Origin of the sequence: Craterilacuibacter sinensis, from assembly GCF_009831765.1 — a bacterium.
Taxonomy (GTDB): Bacteria; Pseudomonadota; Gammaproteobacteria; order Burkholderiales; family Chromobacteriaceae; genus Craterilacuibacter; species Craterilacuibacter sinensis.
In genome coordinates this window covers 49,324-65,640 of the sequence record NZ_WSSB01000010.1, presented here as the reverse complement: position 1 = coordinate 65,640, position 16,317 = coordinate 49,324, and the positions used below count along the sequence as shown (strand labels likewise).

The following is a 16,317-nucleotide window of genomic DNA, read 5'->3' as shown; positions in this document are numbered from 1 at the left end:
GCGTTCAGTGTGCCGGCATCCAGCGGGCAATGTGGTGGTCGATCCGGCTGAACAGCAGGTTAGAGAGCAGGGTGATCAGCAGGTAAAGTGCGCTGACGGACAGGTAGAACAGCAGATACTCGCGTGTGCTGCCGGCGGCCTGCTTGGTCGTGAACAGCAGTTCGCTGTAGCCGACGATGCTGATCAGTGCACTATCCTTGATCAGAACCAGCCACAGGTTGGACAGCCCGCCAATCGCGTACGGCAGCATTTCCGGCAGGATGATGCGGCGCAGGATCAGCGTGCGACGACAACCGAATGCGCGCGCTGCTTCGATATGCCCGGATGGAATCGCCTGAATCGCACCACGGATAATCTCCCCAGCGTACGCACCCTGCACGATGCCAAGCACGACCACTGCAGCGAAAAAACCGTTGATTTCGGCCGGTTCCTGCCCGAAGCGTGCCAGCACGAAGTTGATCAGGTCGCTACCTGCGTAATAGAGCAGCAGAATCAGCAGTAGCTCTGGAATGGCGCGGCACAGCGTGGTGTAGAGATCGGCCAGCCGGATGAGCGGGCGCGGTCCGGACAGCTTGACCATGGCCACGAGCACACCAATCGCCATACCGATGGCAAACGCGCCGGCCGCGATTTGCAGGGTAACCAGCGCGCCTTGCAGCAGCTGCAGCCCCCATTCGAGCACGACGACTTCAAAAGCATGGTTCAGCCACTGCATGACAGATTCCCCAAGTGTGGTGATGCCGGGATGGGGGCGCGACCTGAGTCGCGCGCACAGGGCTTATTTGGGTAAGATGCTGATCTTGAAGTACTTCTTCTGAATGACATCGTAGTTGCCGCTCTTGATCAGTTTATCGATGGCGGCATCGAACTGCTGCTTGAGTGCGGTGTCCTGCTTGCGCAGACCCGCACCGACGCCGGGGCCGAACATCGGGTCGCGTGTGGCCAGCCCTTTGGACTCGAGCGCGCTACCATCCTTGCTGGCGAGAAAGTCGCTGGCAGCCAGCGCATCAAGCAGCATCGCATCTATACGTCCGGCGGCCATATCGGCGTTCAGTTCGTCCTGGGTGTTGTAGTACTTGATGCTGGCACTCTGAGCGTAGCGCTTCATCGCGTAGTTGGCGTTGACGGTGGAGGACTGTACGCCTAGCGTTTTGCCGCGCATGCCGGCCGGGCTCGGGTCGAGCTTGCTGCCCTTGCGGCCGACGAACATCGAGTCGGTGTAATAGTAAGGCTTGCTGAAGCTGATGACTTTCTGCCGTTCCGGCGTGATCGACATCGAGTTGAAAATCACGTCAATTTTCTTGCTTTGCAAGGAGGGGATGAGGCCGTCCCATGCCACCTCGGTAATCTGGCATTGTGTCTTCATTTCCCGGCATAGCTGGTTGAGCACGTCGACTTCGAAGCCGCTCCACTGTCCGCTACTGTTCTTGGTCGAGAACGGCGGGTAGGGCTCGGCCGCCAGGCCGATCTTGAGTGGTGTACCTGCCATGGCGTTGCCATGGACGAGCAGGCCGAGGGAAAGCGAACAGCACAGGGTAAGCATTCTGGACTTCATCTTCTCGTTACCTCCTGATGAGGGCAGCGTTGCTGCCCGTGTGTCTTGCAGGGAAAAAGTTGCCACTGGCCGCAATCAGGCACGGCAGAACTGGGCGTTGACAAACTGCCGGCAGCGTTCACTGCTTGGCGACTCGAATACCTGTTGCGCAGTACCCACTTCTTCGATGCGCCCCTGATGCAGGAACAGCACCTTGCTGGAAACTTCGCGCGCAAACGCCATCTCGTGCGTGACGAGCACCATGGTGCAGCCTTCCTGCGCCAGATTCCTTATCACTTTCAGGACTTCACCTGCTAGCTCGGGATCCAGTGCCGAGGTCGGTTCATCGAACAGCATGACGCTTGGGCGGGTTGCCAGCGCGCGGGCGATGGCGACACGCTGCTGCTGTCCGCCAGAAAGAAAGGCGGGATAATGGTGGCGCTTGTCGGCGATACCGACCTTGGCCAGCAGGGTTTCGGCCAGTTCAATTGCTTGTGGGCGCGCTTGTCCCAGAACGCGTACCGGAACCTCGATCAGGTTTTCCAGCACTGTCATATGCGGCCAGAGATTGAACTGCTGGAACACCATGGCGAGGCGGGTGCGGATACGCTCGACCTGCCGCGGGTCGGCCACCATGGTCTGCCCCTTGCGGTCGTTACGGAACGCCACCTGCTCGCCGGCGATCACGATCCGGCCACTGTCCGGGACTTCCAGCAGGTTCATGCAGCGCAGCAAGGTGCTTTTGCCCGAGCCGCTGGCACCAATTAACGACACCACCTCGCCCTGATGCGCAGTAAAAGAGACGCCTTGCAGCACGGGGTGTGCGCCAAAGCGTTTGTGAAGGTCAGCGATTTCGATGACTGCCTGCTTGGTTGCATGTGGGTCAGGTAGCATCGGCAAGATTTTTCCCATTTAAGTGCGCACGATAGGCTGGCGCGGCGACACGATGTCTATTGCCAAGCAGGATACGTGCCATCTGCCTTCTGCTGGTAAAAGCAGGTAAAAACAAGGGCTTGAGATGGTGTGGGATGCGGCGGTTTTCTGCCGTTGACGCGGAAAGTTGCATTTATGCCGGATATTCGGCAGCCAGGGCGAGCTTGCTGACAGTTTGCTGTCCACCAGTGTGTGAAACATGGTATGTGTAATTCATAAAAAGGAAGTATCCTCGGGAGAGACACACCATGGACACGCAACTTGCAGCCAGCATTTCCATGCTGGCCGAGTTTCTTGACAGCCTGCCGCTGGCGGTCGCCATCGTCGACGCTGACGGTCACTATGTGTATTACAACGCGGAGAGTGCGCGTCTGGACGACTGTCTGGCCGAGCGTGCGCTCGGCCGGTCGCTGCTGCAGGTCTACCCAGGTATGAATCAGCACAGCAGTACGCTGTTGCAGGCTCTGGATAGCGGCAAGCGTTATCACAACCAGTACCAGCTTTACTACAACGCCAGCGGCAAGCCGGTGCATCAGGTGCATACCACCTTGCCGCTGAGTAATGCCGACGGCGCTGTGATAGGGGCGATCGAAGTCGCGCGCGACCTGACCGAGGTCAATCAACTGCACGAGCGTTTTGTCGACCTGCAGCAGCGTCTGCACGAACGGTTGCCGCTTAATGATTATGGAATTGTTACTTGCGATCCTGCGATGCAAAAACTGGTGCAGCAGGCGCAGCGTCTGGCACGCACCGATGTGCAGGTACTGATCTACGGTGAGACAGGAACCGGCAAGGAGTTGTTTGCCCGCCTGCTGCATAGCCAGAGTGCGCGTGCCGGTAAGCCATATCTGGTGCTTAACTGCGCTGCTACGCCCGAGCAATTGTTTGAAAGCGCGCTGTTTGGCACAGTGAAGGGGGCGTTTACCGGTGCCGAAGACCGCGCCGGCCTGCTTGAGGGGGCGCATGGCGGCACATTGTTTCTTGACGAGCTCAACTCGATGCCGCTGGCGGTGCAGGCCAAGCTGTTGCGTGCCTTGCAGGAGATGACTTTCCGTCGTGTGGGGGCCAGTCGGGAGATTCGCGTCGACGTGCGCATTATTGCAGCGACCAACGAGTCGCCGCAGGACATGCTGCGCCGGCAGCATATCCGTCCTGATCTTTTGTACCGGCTGAACGTCGGCTATCTCACCATCCCGCCGCTACGTGAGCGTCGGCATGATATTCCCTTGCTGGCACACGCTTTTCTTGCCCGCCACGGCAAGCTGACCGGCAATCGGGTGCAGCGCATCAGCCCGGCGGTACTCGAACGGCTGCAACGGCACAGCTGGCCGGGCAATGTACGCATGCTGGAAAACATCATGCTGCGCAGCCTGATTTTCTGTGAAAACGGCGAGGAACTCGACTTTGTACTACTGGAGGATGATGAGCAAACGGCTGCGCCACGGCCGGTAGCGGCGTCGATGCCACCCGCTGCACAGTCGGGCACGCAGCCCGAAGTCGACGAGGCATCAGGTACGCTGGACGAGCAGCTGGCCGGCTTCGAGCGCCAGTTACTGCTGCATTATCTGCGCCGCTATCCCAACTTGTCCGAAGCGGCACGCCGCTGCGGGCTGCCGCGTGCCACCTTGCAGTACAAAATGAAGAAATACGGCATCCGGCTGGCGCAGCAGGTCATGGATGACTGAGCCTGGTTACAGGTCCAGTACCAGTTGCGAGCATGCTGCGCGCGACACGCACAGCATGATGCGGTCTTGCGCCTGCTTTTCCTGATCGCTCAGGTACTGGTCGCGGTGCGCCGCTTGTCCGGACAGGAGGCGGGTTTCACAGGTGCCGCAGTAGCCTTCCCGGCACAGGCTTTCTACTTTGGCCGTGCTTTGCCGCCGGACGGCGTCGAGGATGCTTTCTCCTGCCGCCACGGTCAGTCGCTGACCGCTGCGGGCTAGCTGTATGGTGAAGCTGTCGTCCGTAGCCAGATGCGCAGGCGGACTGAACTGTTCGATATGCAGGCGCCCAGCGGCACGCAGGTCGGCGCCGTGAAGCTCGACGTCGTCCAGCAGTCGCTGTGGGCCGCAGGCGTAGACATGGGTGTGCGCGTCGACACCTTGCAGTAGCGCCCTGATGTCCATGCGCTGGCCACGGCCGGCATCATAGCATTGCGTATCGGCGTAGCCGGACAGCTCTGCCACGAAGGCCGCTTTGCTGGCGCTGCGGTAGGCATAGTGCAAGCGGGCGCGCTGGCCAGTGGCATCCAGCGCGGCCAGATGTGCGATAAACGGAGTGATGCCGATCCCGCCCGCAATGAACATGTGCCCGCTGGCGTTAGGTTCCAGTGGGAACAGGTTGGCCGGTGTGCTGATACAAAGCCGGTCGCCCGGTCTGAGTGTGTGCAGCCAGTGCGAGCCGCCGCGCGATGCTTCGGCACGCTGCACGGCAATGCGCACATCGTTCCTAGCGCTGCCGCCCAGTAGCGAATAGGCATTTGTCGGGCCGTCGGCCTGCCCGCCGACACGCACCAGCAGGTGGCTGCCGGACGCGTATGGCGGATAGGGTGTGTCCGGCAGCAAGCTTAGCTGGCAGATGCCATCGGCGAGGGGCTGCGTCTCGCCGAGCGTGGCGTGCAGCCATTCAGTCGCAGGCATCGTTCTGTCCATTCTGGGCGGCATAGCAGGCGGCGACCTTGCGATGGAAGTGGGCGATACCGTGCTCGCTGATGCCGCTGCGGTTAGCGTCGACCATGATCCGGCCCTGGCCGCGGTAGCCGCGCGACTGCAGGCCTTGCTGCACGCTTTCGACCAGCCTCAGATCTTCAGGACGGAAGGTCTGCGTGGCCCAGGTGATAAAGTCGCGCTGCTGTGGCGTGACATCCTTGCTCTTCATCAGCACCTCGTAGTACTGCACGGTCAGCCCGGCAGACACCGGGTACTCGTAGATGACGGTCATGGTGTCATCACCCGGCACCACGTTGAACATGACGCAGGGCCAGGCCCAGTAGCCGCTGAATGCCTGGTTGCTGACCTCCTGACCGAAGGCGTAGCCCTGATCCGACGATCTGCTGAGTCCGTGCTGCAATGTCCAGTTGCCGTGAAAGGTATGGGTGTAGCTGGCGCTATCGACCGAACTGGAAAATCCGGGATGCGCCGGCGCGCAGTGGTAGCACTCCATATAATTGTCGACAATCACCTTCCAGTTGGCGGGGGTGTCGGTAATGGTGCGCGATGCCACCTGCAGTTCGGCAATGTTGGGGCAGACTGATTTGAGATGGGCGTCCAGTCCGGAGAGTGTCTGTTCGATAGGCGCGGCGTCCATATCCATGTTGACGAAGACGAAGCCGGCGTACTCTGCCACCCTGAGCGGGGTCAGGCTGTAGTCGGCCTTGTCGAAGTGGGCGACGTTCTCGCAGTTGCGCGCCACCGCCAGTTCGCCGTCCAGCTTGAAAGTCCATGCGTGGTAGGGGCAGCTCACCATATTGCGAGAAATGCCGCTGTCTTTGAATAGCTCGTGGCCGCGGTGCGGGCAGACGTTGTAGAAGGCGCGCAGCACACCGTCGCGGCCACGCACCGCGACCAGATTCTCTCCGACGATTTTGCGCGTGACATAAGCGTTGATTTCAGCCAGTTCGCTAGCGTGGCATAGGCAAAGCCAGGCATGGGCGAAAATATGCTCCTTTTCGTGCTGGAATACCGACTCGGAGGTGTAATAGTTGGCCGGCAAGGTATAGGCATGGTCTAGATCGCGGCAGAAATCATCCGGTAGTTGCAGGCTCTGGTGTTGCTGCATGGCTGTCTCCTGTGGAGGAAAAGGGCAAAAATGTGTTCTATGCGCTCTACCTAGCATGCGGCGTGCCATTGTGTTCTTGTTTGTAAGTTATTGATTTTTATGGTTTGTACTGTCTTGGGCTAGGAGCGGATTTCAGTGCTTGTGCTGTAAATCCGGCGGTGTGCCGGATTTTCGGCAGCCGATTGCCGGGAGCAGTCGGGCCATTGGAGGCAGAAAAAACGCCACCCTGAGCAGGATGGCGTGTGTTGGAGCCGGATGAATGCCGTTTTAGATACGGCGTGCCAGTTCTTCGGCTTTGCCGACATAGCTGGCCGGCGACATTTCCAGCAGACGGGTCTTTTCGTGCTCGGGAATGGCCAGCGTGTTGATAAAGGCAGCCAGTGTTGCCTTGGTCACGCCGCCCTTGCCGCGGGTCAGATCTTTCAGCTGCTCGTACGGGTTCTCGATGGCGTAACGGCGCATCACGGTCTGAATGGGTTCGGCCAGCAGCTCCCAAGTGGCATCCAGATCGGCAGCGAGCATGGCCGGATTGACTTCCAGTTTGTTCAGGCCCTTGAGGCAGGATTTGAAGCCCAAGAGGGAGTAGCCCATGCCGACGCCCATATTGCGCAGCACGGTGGAGTCGGTCAGGTCGCGCTGCCAGCGGCTGAGCGGCAGCTTGTCGGCCAGATGGCCCATGACGGCATTGGCCAGACCGAGATTGCCTTCCGAGTTTTCAAAATCGATCGGGTTGACCTTGTGCGGCATGGTCGAGCTGCCCACTTCGCCGGCCTTGACCTTCTGCTTGAAGTAGCCCAGCGAGATATAGCCCCAGACGTCGCGGTTCAGGTCGATCAGAATGGTGTTCACGCGCGACAGGTTCTGGTACAGCTCGGCCATATAGTCGTGCGGCTCGATCTGGATGGTGTACGGGTTGAAGGTAATGCCCAGGCCCGATACAAAGCGGCCGCACAGGCTTTCCCAGTCCACATCGGGGTAGGCAGCCAGATGGGCGTTGTAGTTGCCGACTGCGCCATTGATCTTGCCGAGGATTTCCTGCTTGACCAGTTGTTCATGCTGACGCTTGAGGCGGTATACCACATTGGCCAGCTCCTTGCCTAGAGTGGACGGTGTGGCTGGCTGGCCGTGGGTGCGGCTCATCATCGGGACTGCGGCCAGTTCGTGTGCCAGTGCGCTCAGGCGGGCGATGACTTCGTTCAGCGCCGGCAGAATCACGGTATTGCGTGCGGTCTTCAGCATCAGCGCATGGCTGAGGTTGTTGATGTCTTCGCTGGTGCAGGCGAAGTGGATGAACTCGCTGGCCGCCATCACTTCCGGGTTGCCGGACAGGCGTTCTTTCAGCCAGTACTCGATGGCTTTGACATCGTGGTTGGTGCGCGCTTCGATGGCTTTGACTTCTTCGGCGTGCGCCACGCTGAAGTGGGCGATGACATCATCGATCTCGTGCAAGGTGGCGGCGGAGAACGGCTTCACTTCGCCGATGCCCGGCTCTGCGGCCAGCATTTTCAGCCATTCCAGCTCCACCTTGATGCGGAACTTCATCAGGCCGTATTCGGAGAACAGGTTGCGCAAAGGCTCGACTTGACCTGCGTAGCGGCCATCAAGCGGGGACAGGGCGGTGAGTGCATTCAAAGTCATAACGCGTATTTCCAGGCTGGTGCCGGCTGCTGTGCCGGCGTTTCATGGTCAATCAGTGCCAGCGGCGCAAGCCGGCGGCAAAATGCTTGGGGTGTTGCGATGCGGGCAGCGCAGCGCGCCGTTGCTGCGGAAATACGGCCTCCGGCGACATGGGCTTCCCTTGTTGTTCGCGCCGGGTCTCTGGGGACCCTTGTTTTGCGCTTTTACATGCCGGGCAACATGCCCTTCATGCCGCGCATCATCTTGGACAGGCCGCCCTTGGAGAACTGCTTCATCATCTTCTGCATCTCCTCGAACTGCTTGAGCAGCTTGTTGACTTCCTGTACCGAGACACCGGCGCCGGTGGCGATGCGGCGCTTGCGGCTGGCTTTCAATAGTTCGGGCTTGCGCCGTTCCAGCGGCGTCATCGAGTAGATAATGCCCTCGATGCGGCGCATCGATTTCTCGGCTTCATCACCCTTGATTCCCTTGGCCATCTGGCCCATCTGGCCCGGCATCTTTTCCAGCATGCTGGTGACGCCGCCCATCTTTTTCATCTGTTGCATCTGGCCGAGGAAGTCTTCCAGATCGAAGCCCTTGCCTGACTTGAGCTTCTTGGCGATCTTGGCCGCTTCGTCCTGATCGATGCCTTTTTGCACATCCTCGATCAGGCTCAGTACATCGCCCATACCCAGGATACGGTTGGCGATACGGTCAGGGTGGAACGGTTCAAGGCCGGTGAGCTTTTCGCCGACACCGATAAACTTGATCGGCTTGCCGGTAACGTGGCGTACCGACAAGGCCGCGCCGCCGCGCGAGTCGCCATCCATCTTGGTCAGTACCACGCCGGTCAGTGGCAGCGCTTCGCCAAAGGCCTGTGCAGTATTGACCGCATCCTGGCCCTGCATCGCATCCACCACAAACAGCGTTTCCACCGGCTTGACCGCGGCGTGCAGCGCCTTGATCTCGGCCATCATCGCTTCGTCGATGGCCAGACGGCCGGCGGTATCGACCATCAGTACGTCGAAGAAATGGCGCTTGGCGTAGTCAATGGCGGCCAGTGCAATATCGACCGGTTTTTGCGAACCCTCGGACGGGAACCACTCGACGCCGGCCTGTTCGGCCAGCAGTTTCAGCTGCTCGATGGCGGCCGGACGGTACACGTCGGCCGAGACCACCAGCACCTTTTTCTTCTGCGTTTCCTTCAGCAGCTTGGCCAGCTTGCCGACGGTGGTGGTTTTACCCGCGCCTTGCAGGCCGGCCATCAGTACCACCGCCGGCGGCTGGGCCGCCAGATTCAGGGCGTCGTTTTTCTCGCCCATCAGGCGGGTCAACTCGTCGTTGACCACGCCGACCAGCGCCTGACCCGGGGTCAGGCTGCCCATTACGTCCTGGCCGAGCGCGCGCTCTTTGACCTGGGCGATAAAGGACTTGACCACGGGCAGTGCCACGTCGGCTTCCAGCAGCGCCATGCGCACTTCGCGCATCGCGTCCTGGATGTTGGATTCGGAGAGACGGGCGTTTCCGCGCAGCGTCTTGATCACGCCCGTCAGGCGTGTCGTCAGGTTGTCAAGCATGGGCCATCCTTCATGTCTGCCAACGGCAATGCAGCTTTGGTGTAGACTTTCAAACTGCCTATTTTACACAAGAGGCCGGGTACATGCCCGGCATTGACGGCCTGATGACGATGAGTGGTTTCCTGTTTGCTTTGTCTTTATGTCTTTTACTGGCTTATTTCGCCCTGTCCTGGCACCACATAGGGCACTGGAAAGGCCGTGCGGTCTTGCCGCGTGCCCCGCGCATCGAGCACGGCGTGCTGGGTCTGGTGCTGCTGGCCCATGCCGTGCTGGTGCTGTTGCCGCTTTTATCCGGCGCGCATCTGGACTTGGGGCTGGGGCGCGCGCTGTCGACCGTGGTGTGGCTGATGCTGCTGATCTACTGGACCAGCAGTTTCTTCTATCGGGTCGAAGGGCTGCAGCTATTGATGTTGCCGCTGGCGGTGGTCGCGCTGGGCGTCGAGTTGTTGCTGCCAGGCCATCATTTAAGCTATGAACTGGCGAATCCCTTGTTTGCGCTGCATTTATTGGTGTCCATGCTGGCTTACAGCCTGTTTGCCATTGCCGCACTGTTGGCCATGCTGATGCTGGTGCTGGACAGGGCCTTGCACGCGCGCCGCGCCACGACCTTTACCCGTCAGTTGCCGCCTTTGCTGTCGCTGGAGGCGATGATGTTCCAGGTGATTGCGGTCGGCTTCGCGCTGCTGACGGTGTCATTGCTGACCGGCATCCTGTTCTCCGAGCAGATGTTCGCGACGCCCTTCACCCTCAATCACAAGATTGTCTTCGCCTGCGCCGCCTGGCTGGTGTTTGGCGGCTTGTTGCTGGGGCGTGTCCGCCACGGCTGGCGTGGCCGTCTGGCTGTGCGCTGGACGCTATCCGGCTTTGGTTTGCTGCTGGTGGGCTATATCGGCAGCAAGATTGTGCTGGAGTTGCTGCTCGGGCGCTGATTTGCGCCCTGTGTGCTCAGCGTCCGAACAAGGCCAGCGCTTTTTCGCGCTGGCTGGCATGCTCGACGATGGGCGCGGGGTAGTCGCGGCCAAGCAGGAATGTTTCTGGCAGCGTCTTGGCCAGCCACGGTGCGTGGATGGCTTTGTTGTCCAGCACCGCCAGTTCGGGGACGTAGCGGCGGATAAAGTGGCCGTCAGCATCGAATTTCTGTGATTGCGTTACCGGATTGAAGATGCGGAACCATGGCTGCGCATCGCAGCCGGTCGATGCCGCCCACTGCCAGCCGCCGCAATTGGCCGCCATATCGTAGTCCAGTAATTGGCTGGCAAAGTAGCGCTCGCCGCGTTGCCAGTCTATCAACAGATCCTTGACCAGAAAGCTCGCCGCCACCATGCGTAGCCGGTTGTGCATATAGCCGCTCAGTTTCAACTGGCGCATGGCCGCATCAACCAGCGGGTAGCCGGTTTGCCCTGCGCACCATGCATCAAAATGGCTGTCTTCGCCTGGCCATACCAAATTGCGGTAGGCCGGCTTGAAGCTGGTCTGTTCAGCCTCAGGGAAGTGCCACAGCCATTGCTGGTAAAACTCGCGCCAGATCAGCTCGTTCAGCCAGACCATCGCGCCTGCGCTGCCATCCTCCAGTGCCAGACGCACGAGTTCCCGGATCGAAACCGTCCCGAAGCGTAAATGGGCCGACAGATAAGACACGCCTTTGCGCGCCGGATAATCGCGTAGCTCGCCATAGCGGGCGATGCGCGTGGCAAAGTCCTGTAGCAAAGCCCGGGCGCCGCGCTCGCCGGTCTGGATGGTCAGCGCGGCAAGGTTTGCGTTTGCAAACCCCGGTACGGCAATCGGCTTTTCATCGCCTCGCCACTGCGCCGGCAGGCTGTCGCGCGCAGCAAAATAGCGGCTTTCCAATTTTACGGGCCACGCGGCATAGCTTGCCGGCGTCAACTGCGCACGCCAGGCGCGCGCGTAGGGGGTGAATACGGTGTAGGGCTGGCCAGCCTTGCTCAGTAGCTCGTCCTGTTCAAAAACCACCTGATCCTTGACCGCCTCAACCGTCACGCCTTGTGTTTCCAGTATTTGCGTGATCGCCGCGTCACGCGCCAGTGCCATCGGCTCGTAGTCGCGGGCAAAAAACAGCTGCCGGGCACCGCAATCTTGGGCGATGCATGGCAGCTGTTGCTGCGGGTCGCCATAGCTCACCACCAGTTCGCTACCCAGCGCCCGCAAGCGGGTGCGGATTTCATCGAGTGCGGCGCAGATAAACGCCACGCGCTTGTCGTTTGCCGGCAGGCCTGTCAGCAAGGCCGGATCAAATACGAAAACAGCCAGTACCGGGCCGCATTGTTGCGCGCGGGACAAGGTCGCATGGTCGCTCAGGCGCAGGTCACGGCGTAGCCAGCACAGTACGGGTGACGGGTTCATGGTGGGGCTTTCATGAAATTTTGGTGTTTTTCTTATATAGCGTTTTAGCTGTGTTGCAAAATAGATACATTGAATAAAGCCTTGATTGGCTTGGTTTTGCCTGTTTTTCTTCGGTTTGATTGTCTCTATTTTGGCCGCATCGGTGGCGTGTTTTTGTTTTTTAGCAACGCGGCACTTAGTATATGCGCATGACCAGTGCGAGACAGCAGTGGCAAACAATATGCCCGACCCGCTAGCGGGATCAGGCAAGTTAACCGACCTCGAAAAAGGAAAGACTCATGAACAAGAAAATTATTGCACTGGCTGTTGCCTTGCTGCCTGCTGCCGCCATGGCTGACGTGACCATCTATGGCGCGATCAAGGCTGGTGTTGAAAGTGTTAAATCCGGCGATGACGGTGCTGTAACCAATGTTGACGATATCGGTTCGCGTATCGGTTTCAAGGGTAGCGAAGATCTGGGTAATGGCCTGAAGGCCATCTGGCAGGTTGAGTCCAAGCTGAGCATCGATGGAACCGACAGCAATGGCAACAACACCTGGGCTACCCGCGACTCCTTCGTTGGCTTCGCTGGTGATTTCGGTAAGGTACGTATCGGTAAGCTGAGCACCTACGGCAACCTGGATCTGGAAAGCCTGGACACCTACGAGTATGGCAGCAAGGCCGCCGGCTTCAGCACCTTCTATCGTAATGACACCCGTTTTAACAATGCCGTGCGCTACGACAGCCCGGATCTGGGCGGCCTGACTTTCGCTGCTGCTTACGGTTTTGACGAAGCTGCTGGTTCGGCTAACAAGTGGAACATCGGCGGCACCTACGCGTTCAGCAATATGTTCGTCGGTGTTGATTACCTGCAAAAAGATGCCAAAGTTGGTACCGACAGCAAGCAGTTCCGTATTGAAGGCGGCGTTGATGCCAACAATCTGTATGCAGCCCTGTCCTACCAGTACACCAAGTCACAAGGTGGTGTTGCTTCGTGGGCCGGTGACTTTGCCGATGCTGCCGCCTTGGCTGCGATTGCCGATAAGGATGTTAAAACCAACGAAGCGGGCTTGACTGTTGCCTACACCGTTGACCGTTTTGTACCTAAGTTCTCTTATGCCAAGGGCTGGGATGCGAAGATTGATGGCGATAAGGCATCCGACTCCGGTTACGACCAGTGGATTGTGGGTGTGGATTACAAGTTCTCCAAGCGCACTATCGCCGGCCTGCAATATGGTCAGATCAAGTTTGATGCTGGTAGCGATGCCGGCGTGAATGGCGACGAAAAAGCTGTTAGCTTCAACGTAGTTCACAAGTTCTAAGCTTGTCTTTACAAGCTTGAAATCAACCCGGCAGCTGCGCTGCCGGGTTTTTTTACGCCAGAGAGCGTGCCTGGGGCTGGTCGCTGTACCCGCTGCCATCCATCCCATATAATTTGAGCCTGTTCCTTATTTAGTGCCCATTCCCCTTGAACGACATTCCCTTATCCATCCTGTTTCTGACGCTGGTCATTCTGCTGGCGATTTCCGCGTTTTTTTCCATGTCCGAAACCGGCATGATGGCGGCCAACCGCTTCCGTTTGAAATCGCAGGCCGCCGCTGGCAATAAGGGTGCACGCCGTGCTTTGGGCCTGCTGGCGCAGACCGATAAATTGCTGGGCGTGATTCTGCTGGGCAACAACTTCGTCAATTCGGCCGCCGCTTCGCTGTCTACGGTGATTGTGTTCCGCCTGGTCGGCCAGAATGAGCTGGCGCTGGGTCTGGCCACACTGGCGGTGACATTCGCCATTCTGGTGTTTTCTGAAGCTACGCCCAAGATTCTGGCGGCAGCGCATGCGCTCAAGGTCGCCGCCGCGGTGAGCGGGCCGCTGGTTCTGTTGCTCAAGCTGTTGTATCCGCTGGTGTGGTTCGTCAATCTGTTTGTGCAGGGCGTACTCAAGTTGCTGCGGGTGAATGTCAGCCATGATAGCGGACAGATTTCGGCTGACGAGTTGCGCCTGCTGGCGCTGGAGTCGACGCGCTTTACCCAGAGCAAGCACCGCTCGATGCTGGTCAACCTGTTCGAGCTGGAAGGCTTCACCGCCGAGGATGTGATGGTGCCAAGACGCCACATCGAGGCGGTGGATCTGGCCGAACTGCTGGATGAAACGCTGGTCAAGCTGCAGACCTGCCATCATTCGCGTATTCTGGTATGCGAAAATGGGCTAGAAAATTTGATTGGCATTTTGCATGTGCGTAAAGTGCTACATCTGATGCGCGAAGGGCTGACGCTGGACGGCTTGCGCGAAGTTGCCCGCGAGCCGTACTTCGTGCCAGCCAGCACCCCGCTGTTTACCCAGTTGCAGAACTTTCAGGAAAACCGCCGTCGCATCGGGGTGGTGGTTGACGAGTATGGCGAGCTGATGGGGCTGGTGACGATGGAGGATATCCTCGAGGTGGTGGTCGGCGAGTTCACCACCCAGTCGCCGGAGCAGGCAACGCTGGTCACGCGCGCCAGCGATGGCTCGCTGCTGGTGGATGCCAGCATGGCGCTGCGCGACTTGAACCGCCAGTTTGCGCTGGCCTTGCCGCTGTCCGGCCCCAAGACGCTGAACGGTTTGCTGATCGAGCATTACGGGGATATTCCCGACGTCGGTACGTGTTGCAAGCGTTATGGCTGCATATTTGAAATATTACAGATTGGCGAGCGCGCGATACGACGCGTGCGCCTGAGCAAGGCATGATCTTTCCTTGCGCGGCGGGATGCCGGGTACGGGGTTAAAAAAATAGGGGACAGCAGGCTTATGGATAATGCGGCGGGTTTTTCCGGCTTGGGGCGGGCGCTGGTGCAGCGGGGCAAATTATCGCAGCACGATGCCGATGCAATAGACCGGCAGGCGAAAACGGCCAACTGCAGTTTTGTCGAACAGTTGCTGGCCAGCAAGCGCATGACGCCGCTGGAGCTGGCCAGCTTTGCCGCGCAGGCTTTTGGTTTCCCCCTGTTTGATCTGTCGGCCATGGATCCGGACGATATGCCGCGTGGTGTACTGGACGAAGACTTGGTGCTGCAGCGCCGGCTGGTGCCGCTGTTCAAGCGCGGCAGCAAGCTGTTTGTTGGCGCATCCGACCCGACCATGACCCAGACCCTGCACGCCATTACCTTCAAGACCGGGCTGACGGTCGATGTGGTGGTGGTCGAGGATGACAAGCTGGGAAGGCTGATTGGCCGTTACGGTGAAAATGAAGCGGGGCAGGCGCTGAACGCATTGGTCGGCGAAGATCTGGGCGAGATGGAGCTGGTTGACCCGGATGCGCCCATGGGCGACAAGCTGCCGGATGTGGAAGACGCACCGGTGGTGAAGTTCCTGCACAAGGTGCTGATAGATGCGGTGAATGGCGGGGCATCGGACATCCATTTCGAGCCGTATGAAAAATACTACCGCATCCGCTACCGGGTGGATGGCGAGCTCAAGGAAATTGCCCGCCCGCCTCTGGCGATCAAGGACAAGCTGGCTTCGCGCATCAAGGTGATTTCGCGGCTGGATATTTCGGAAAAGCGCGTGCCACAGGATGGCCGCCTCAAGCTGGTGGTGTCCAAGCATAAGGCGATCGATTTCCGGGTCAGCACCTTGCCGACCCTGTATGGCGAAAAGATTGTGATGCGTATTCTGGACGCGTCGGCCGCATCGCTGGATGTAGAGCAACTGGGTTTCGAGCCCGCGCAGAAAAAGCTGCTGCTGGATGCCATCGAGCGTCCGTACGGCATGGTGCTGGTGACCGGCCCGACCGGCTCGGGCAAGACGGTGTCGCTGTATTCCTGCCTCAATATCCTGAACAAGACCGATACCAATATTTCCACTGCGGAAGACCCGGTGGAAATCAACCTGCCGGGGATCAACCAGGTCAACGTCAATGAAAAGGCCGGGCTGACCTTTGCTGCCGCCTTGCGCGCCTTCTTGCGCCAAGATCCGGACATCATCATGGTGGGCGAGATTCGCGACTTCGAAACGGCGGATATTTCGATCAAGGCGGCGCAGACAGGCCATATGGTGTTCTCCACGCTGCACACCAATAACGCGCCGGCCACACTGACCCGTTTGCTCAATATGGGCGTGGCACCGTTTAATGTGGCCAGTTCGGTGTTGCTGATCATGGCGCAACGCTTGGCGCGGCGCTTGTGCAAGGAATGCAAGGCGCAGGTGGAGTTGCCGCGCGAGGCGCTGCTGCAGGCCGGGTTTACCGAGGCCGATCTTGACGGCAGCTGGCAGCCGTATGGCCCGGTTGGCTGTGATACTTGTCGCGGCAGCGGTTACAAGGGCCGGACCGGCCTGTACGAGCTGATGCCGATGACCGACGCGATGATCCGCTTGATCCTGCGTGACGCCAATGCCAGCGATATCGCCGATCTGGCACGCGAGGAGGGCATGATAGACCTGCGCCATGCCGGCTTGCTCAAGGTGAAGCAGGGCGTGACTTCGCTAACGGAAGTGCTGGCCTTGACCAACGATTGATACACGCCGCCGGCGGCAACGTGGCAGTACATGAATAACAATAACGGATC

The 16,317-nt window shown here is 59.3% G+C and carries 13 protein-coding genes; 5 read left to right on the top strand and 8 right to left on the bottom strand.

Going from position 1 to position 16,317, the window contains the following annotated elements; all coding sequences use genetic code 11:
- Positions 1–4 precede the first annotated feature (4 nt).
- The 3 genes from GQF02_RS11565 to GQF02_RS11555 form a co-directional block, all read right to left on the bottom strand.
- Positions 5–715, bottom strand: a complete 711-nt coding sequence (locus GQF02_RS11565; RefSeq protein ID WP_160797324.1) for an ABC transporter permease — start codon at positions 713–715, stop codon at positions 5–7.
- 63 nt (positions 716–778) lie between these two features.
- Complete coding sequence (locus GQF02_RS11560; RefSeq protein WP_160797322.1) at positions 779–1,555, bottom strand: transporter substrate-binding domain-containing protein; 777 nt, start codon at positions 1,553–1,555, stop codon at positions 779–781.
- Between the two features lie 75 nt (positions 1,556–1,630).
- Positions 1,631–2,428 (bottom strand): ABC transporter ATP-binding protein, encoded by a 798-nt coding sequence (locus tag GQF02_RS11555; RefSeq protein ID WP_220789449.1) that lies wholly within the window; start codon positions 2,426–2,428, stop codon positions 1,631–1,633.
- A 287-nt stretch (positions 2,429–2,715) separates the two neighbouring features.
- Between GQF02_RS11555 and GQF02_RS11550 the strand changes: the two genes are divergently transcribed.
- Positions 2,716–4,152 carry a sigma-54 interaction domain-containing protein gene (locus GQF02_RS11550; protein WP_160797318.1) on the top strand — a complete coding sequence of 479 codons (1,437 nt, stop codon included), beginning with the start codon at positions 2,716–2,718 and terminating at the stop codon, positions 4,150–4,152.
- 6 nt (positions 4,153–4,158) lie between these two features.
- On the opposite strand, the gene GQF02_RS11545 is transcribed toward GQF02_RS11550, so the two are convergent.
- The 4 genes from GQF02_RS11545 to ffh all read right to left on the bottom strand — a co-directional run bounded on the left by GQF02_RS11545 (position 4,159) and on the right by ffh (position 9,438).
- On the bottom strand, positions 4,159–5,106 hold the full coding sequence (locus GQF02_RS11545; RefSeq protein WP_160797316.1) for a PDR/VanB family oxidoreductase: 948 nt from the start codon (positions 5,104–5,106) through the stop codon (positions 4,159–4,161).
- Complete coding sequence (locus tag GQF02_RS11540; RefSeq protein ID WP_160797314.1) at positions 5,093–6,244, bottom strand: aromatic ring-hydroxylating oxygenase subunit alpha; 1,152 nt, start codon at positions 6,242–6,244, stop codon at positions 5,093–5,095. The genes GQF02_RS11545 and GQF02_RS11540 overlap by 14 nt, the downstream gene beginning before the upstream one ends.
- A 267-nt stretch (positions 6,245–6,511) precedes the next feature.
- Positions 6,512–7,882: an adenylosuccinate lyase gene (gene purB / locus GQF02_RS11535; protein WP_160797312.1), complete on the bottom strand. Its 1,371-nt coding sequence runs from the start codon at positions 7,880–7,882 to the stop codon at positions 6,512–6,514.
- 203 nt (positions 7,883–8,085) lie between these two features.
- Complete coding sequence (ffh, locus tag GQF02_RS11530; RefSeq protein WP_124735198.1) at positions 8,086–9,438, bottom strand: signal recognition particle protein; 1,353 nt, start codon at positions 9,436–9,438, stop codon at positions 8,086–8,088.
- 83 nt (positions 9,439–9,521) lie between these two features.
- On the opposite strand from ffh, the gene GQF02_RS11525 reads away from it, so the two are divergent.
- A complete protein-coding gene (locus tag GQF02_RS11525) occupies positions 9,522–10,367 on the top strand; it encodes a cytochrome C assembly family protein (protein WP_235930169.1) in 846 nt (281 codons plus the stop codon).
- Between the two features lie 16 nt (positions 10,368–10,383).
- Here the strand turns inward: GQF02_RS11525 and GQF02_RS11520 are convergent, their stop codons facing one another.
- Positions 10,384–11,799, bottom strand: a complete 1,416-nt coding sequence (locus GQF02_RS11520) for a cryptochrome/photolyase family protein (RefSeq protein WP_160797310.1) — start codon at positions 11,797–11,799, stop codon at positions 10,384–10,386.
- Positions 11,800–12,077: 278 nt separating this feature from the next.
- Here GQF02_RS11520 and GQF02_RS11515 point away from each other — a divergent pair, with 278 nt between their 5' ends.
- From GQF02_RS11515 to pilB, 3 genes are all read left to right on the top strand, one after another.
- The gene (locus tag GQF02_RS11515) at positions 12,078–13,100 is read left to right on the top strand and encodes a porin (protein ID WP_160797308.1); all 1,023 of its coding nucleotides are present in this window, start codon (positions 12,078–12,080) and stop codon (positions 13,098–13,100) included.
- 146 nt (positions 13,101–13,246) lie between these two features.
- Complete coding sequence (locus tag GQF02_RS11510) at positions 13,247–14,500, top strand: HlyC/CorC family transporter (RefSeq protein WP_160797306.1); 1,254 nt, start codon at positions 13,247–13,249, stop codon at positions 14,498–14,500.
- Positions 14,501–14,560: 60 nt separating this feature from the next.
- A complete protein-coding gene (pilB, locus tag GQF02_RS11505; protein ID WP_160797304.1) occupies positions 14,561–16,267 on the top strand; it encodes a type IV-A pilus assembly ATPase PilB in 1,707 nt (568 codons plus the stop codon).
- Positions 16,268–16,317: the final 50 nt, after the last annotated feature.

Bases quoted from the DNA above. Each gene is read 5' to 3' on its own strand.
- purB (WP_160797312.1), bottom strand. From the start codon at position 7,882: ATGACTTTGAATGCACTCACCGCCCTGTCCCCGCTTGATGGCCGCTAC.
- GQF02_RS11550 (WP_160797318.1), top strand. From the start codon at position 2,716: ATGGACACGCAACTTGCAGCCAGCATTTCCATGCTGGCCGAGTTTCTT.
- ffh (WP_124735198.1), bottom strand. From the start codon at position 9,438: ATGCTTGACAACCTGACGACACGCCTGACGGGCGTGATCAAGACGCTG.
- GQF02_RS11525 (WP_235930169.1), top strand. From the start codon at position 9,522: ATGCCCGGCATTGACGGCCTGATGACGATGAGTGGTTTCCTGTTTGCT.
- GQF02_RS11545 (WP_160797316.1), bottom strand. From the start codon at position 5,106: ATGCCTGCGACTGAATGGCTGCACGCCACGCTCGGCGAGACGCAGCCC.
- GQF02_RS11520 (WP_160797310.1), bottom strand. From the start codon at position 11,799: ATGAACCCGTCACCCGTACTGTGCTGGCTACGCCGTGACCTGCGCCTG.
- GQF02_RS11560 (WP_160797322.1), bottom strand. From the start codon at position 1,555: ATGAAGTCCAGAATGCTTACCCTGTGCTGTTCGCTTTCCCTCGGCCTG.
- GQF02_RS11515 (WP_160797308.1), top strand. From the start codon at position 12,078: ATGAACAAGAAAATTATTGCACTGGCTGTTGCCTTGCTGCCTGCTGCC.
- GQF02_RS11555 (WP_220789449.1), bottom strand. From the start codon at position 2,428: ATGCTACCTGACCCACATGCAACCAAGCAGGCAGTCATCGAAATCGCT.
- GQF02_RS11540 (WP_160797314.1), bottom strand. From the start codon at position 6,244: ATGCAGCAACACCAGAGCCTGCAACTACCGGATGATTTCTGCCGCGAT.
- pilB (WP_160797304.1), top strand. From the start codon at position 14,561: ATGGATAATGCGGCGGGTTTTTCCGGCTTGGGGCGGGCGCTGGTGCAG.
- GQF02_RS11565 (WP_160797324.1), bottom strand. From the start codon at position 715: ATGCAGTGGCTGAACCATGCTTTTGAAGTCGTCGTGCTCGAATGGGGG.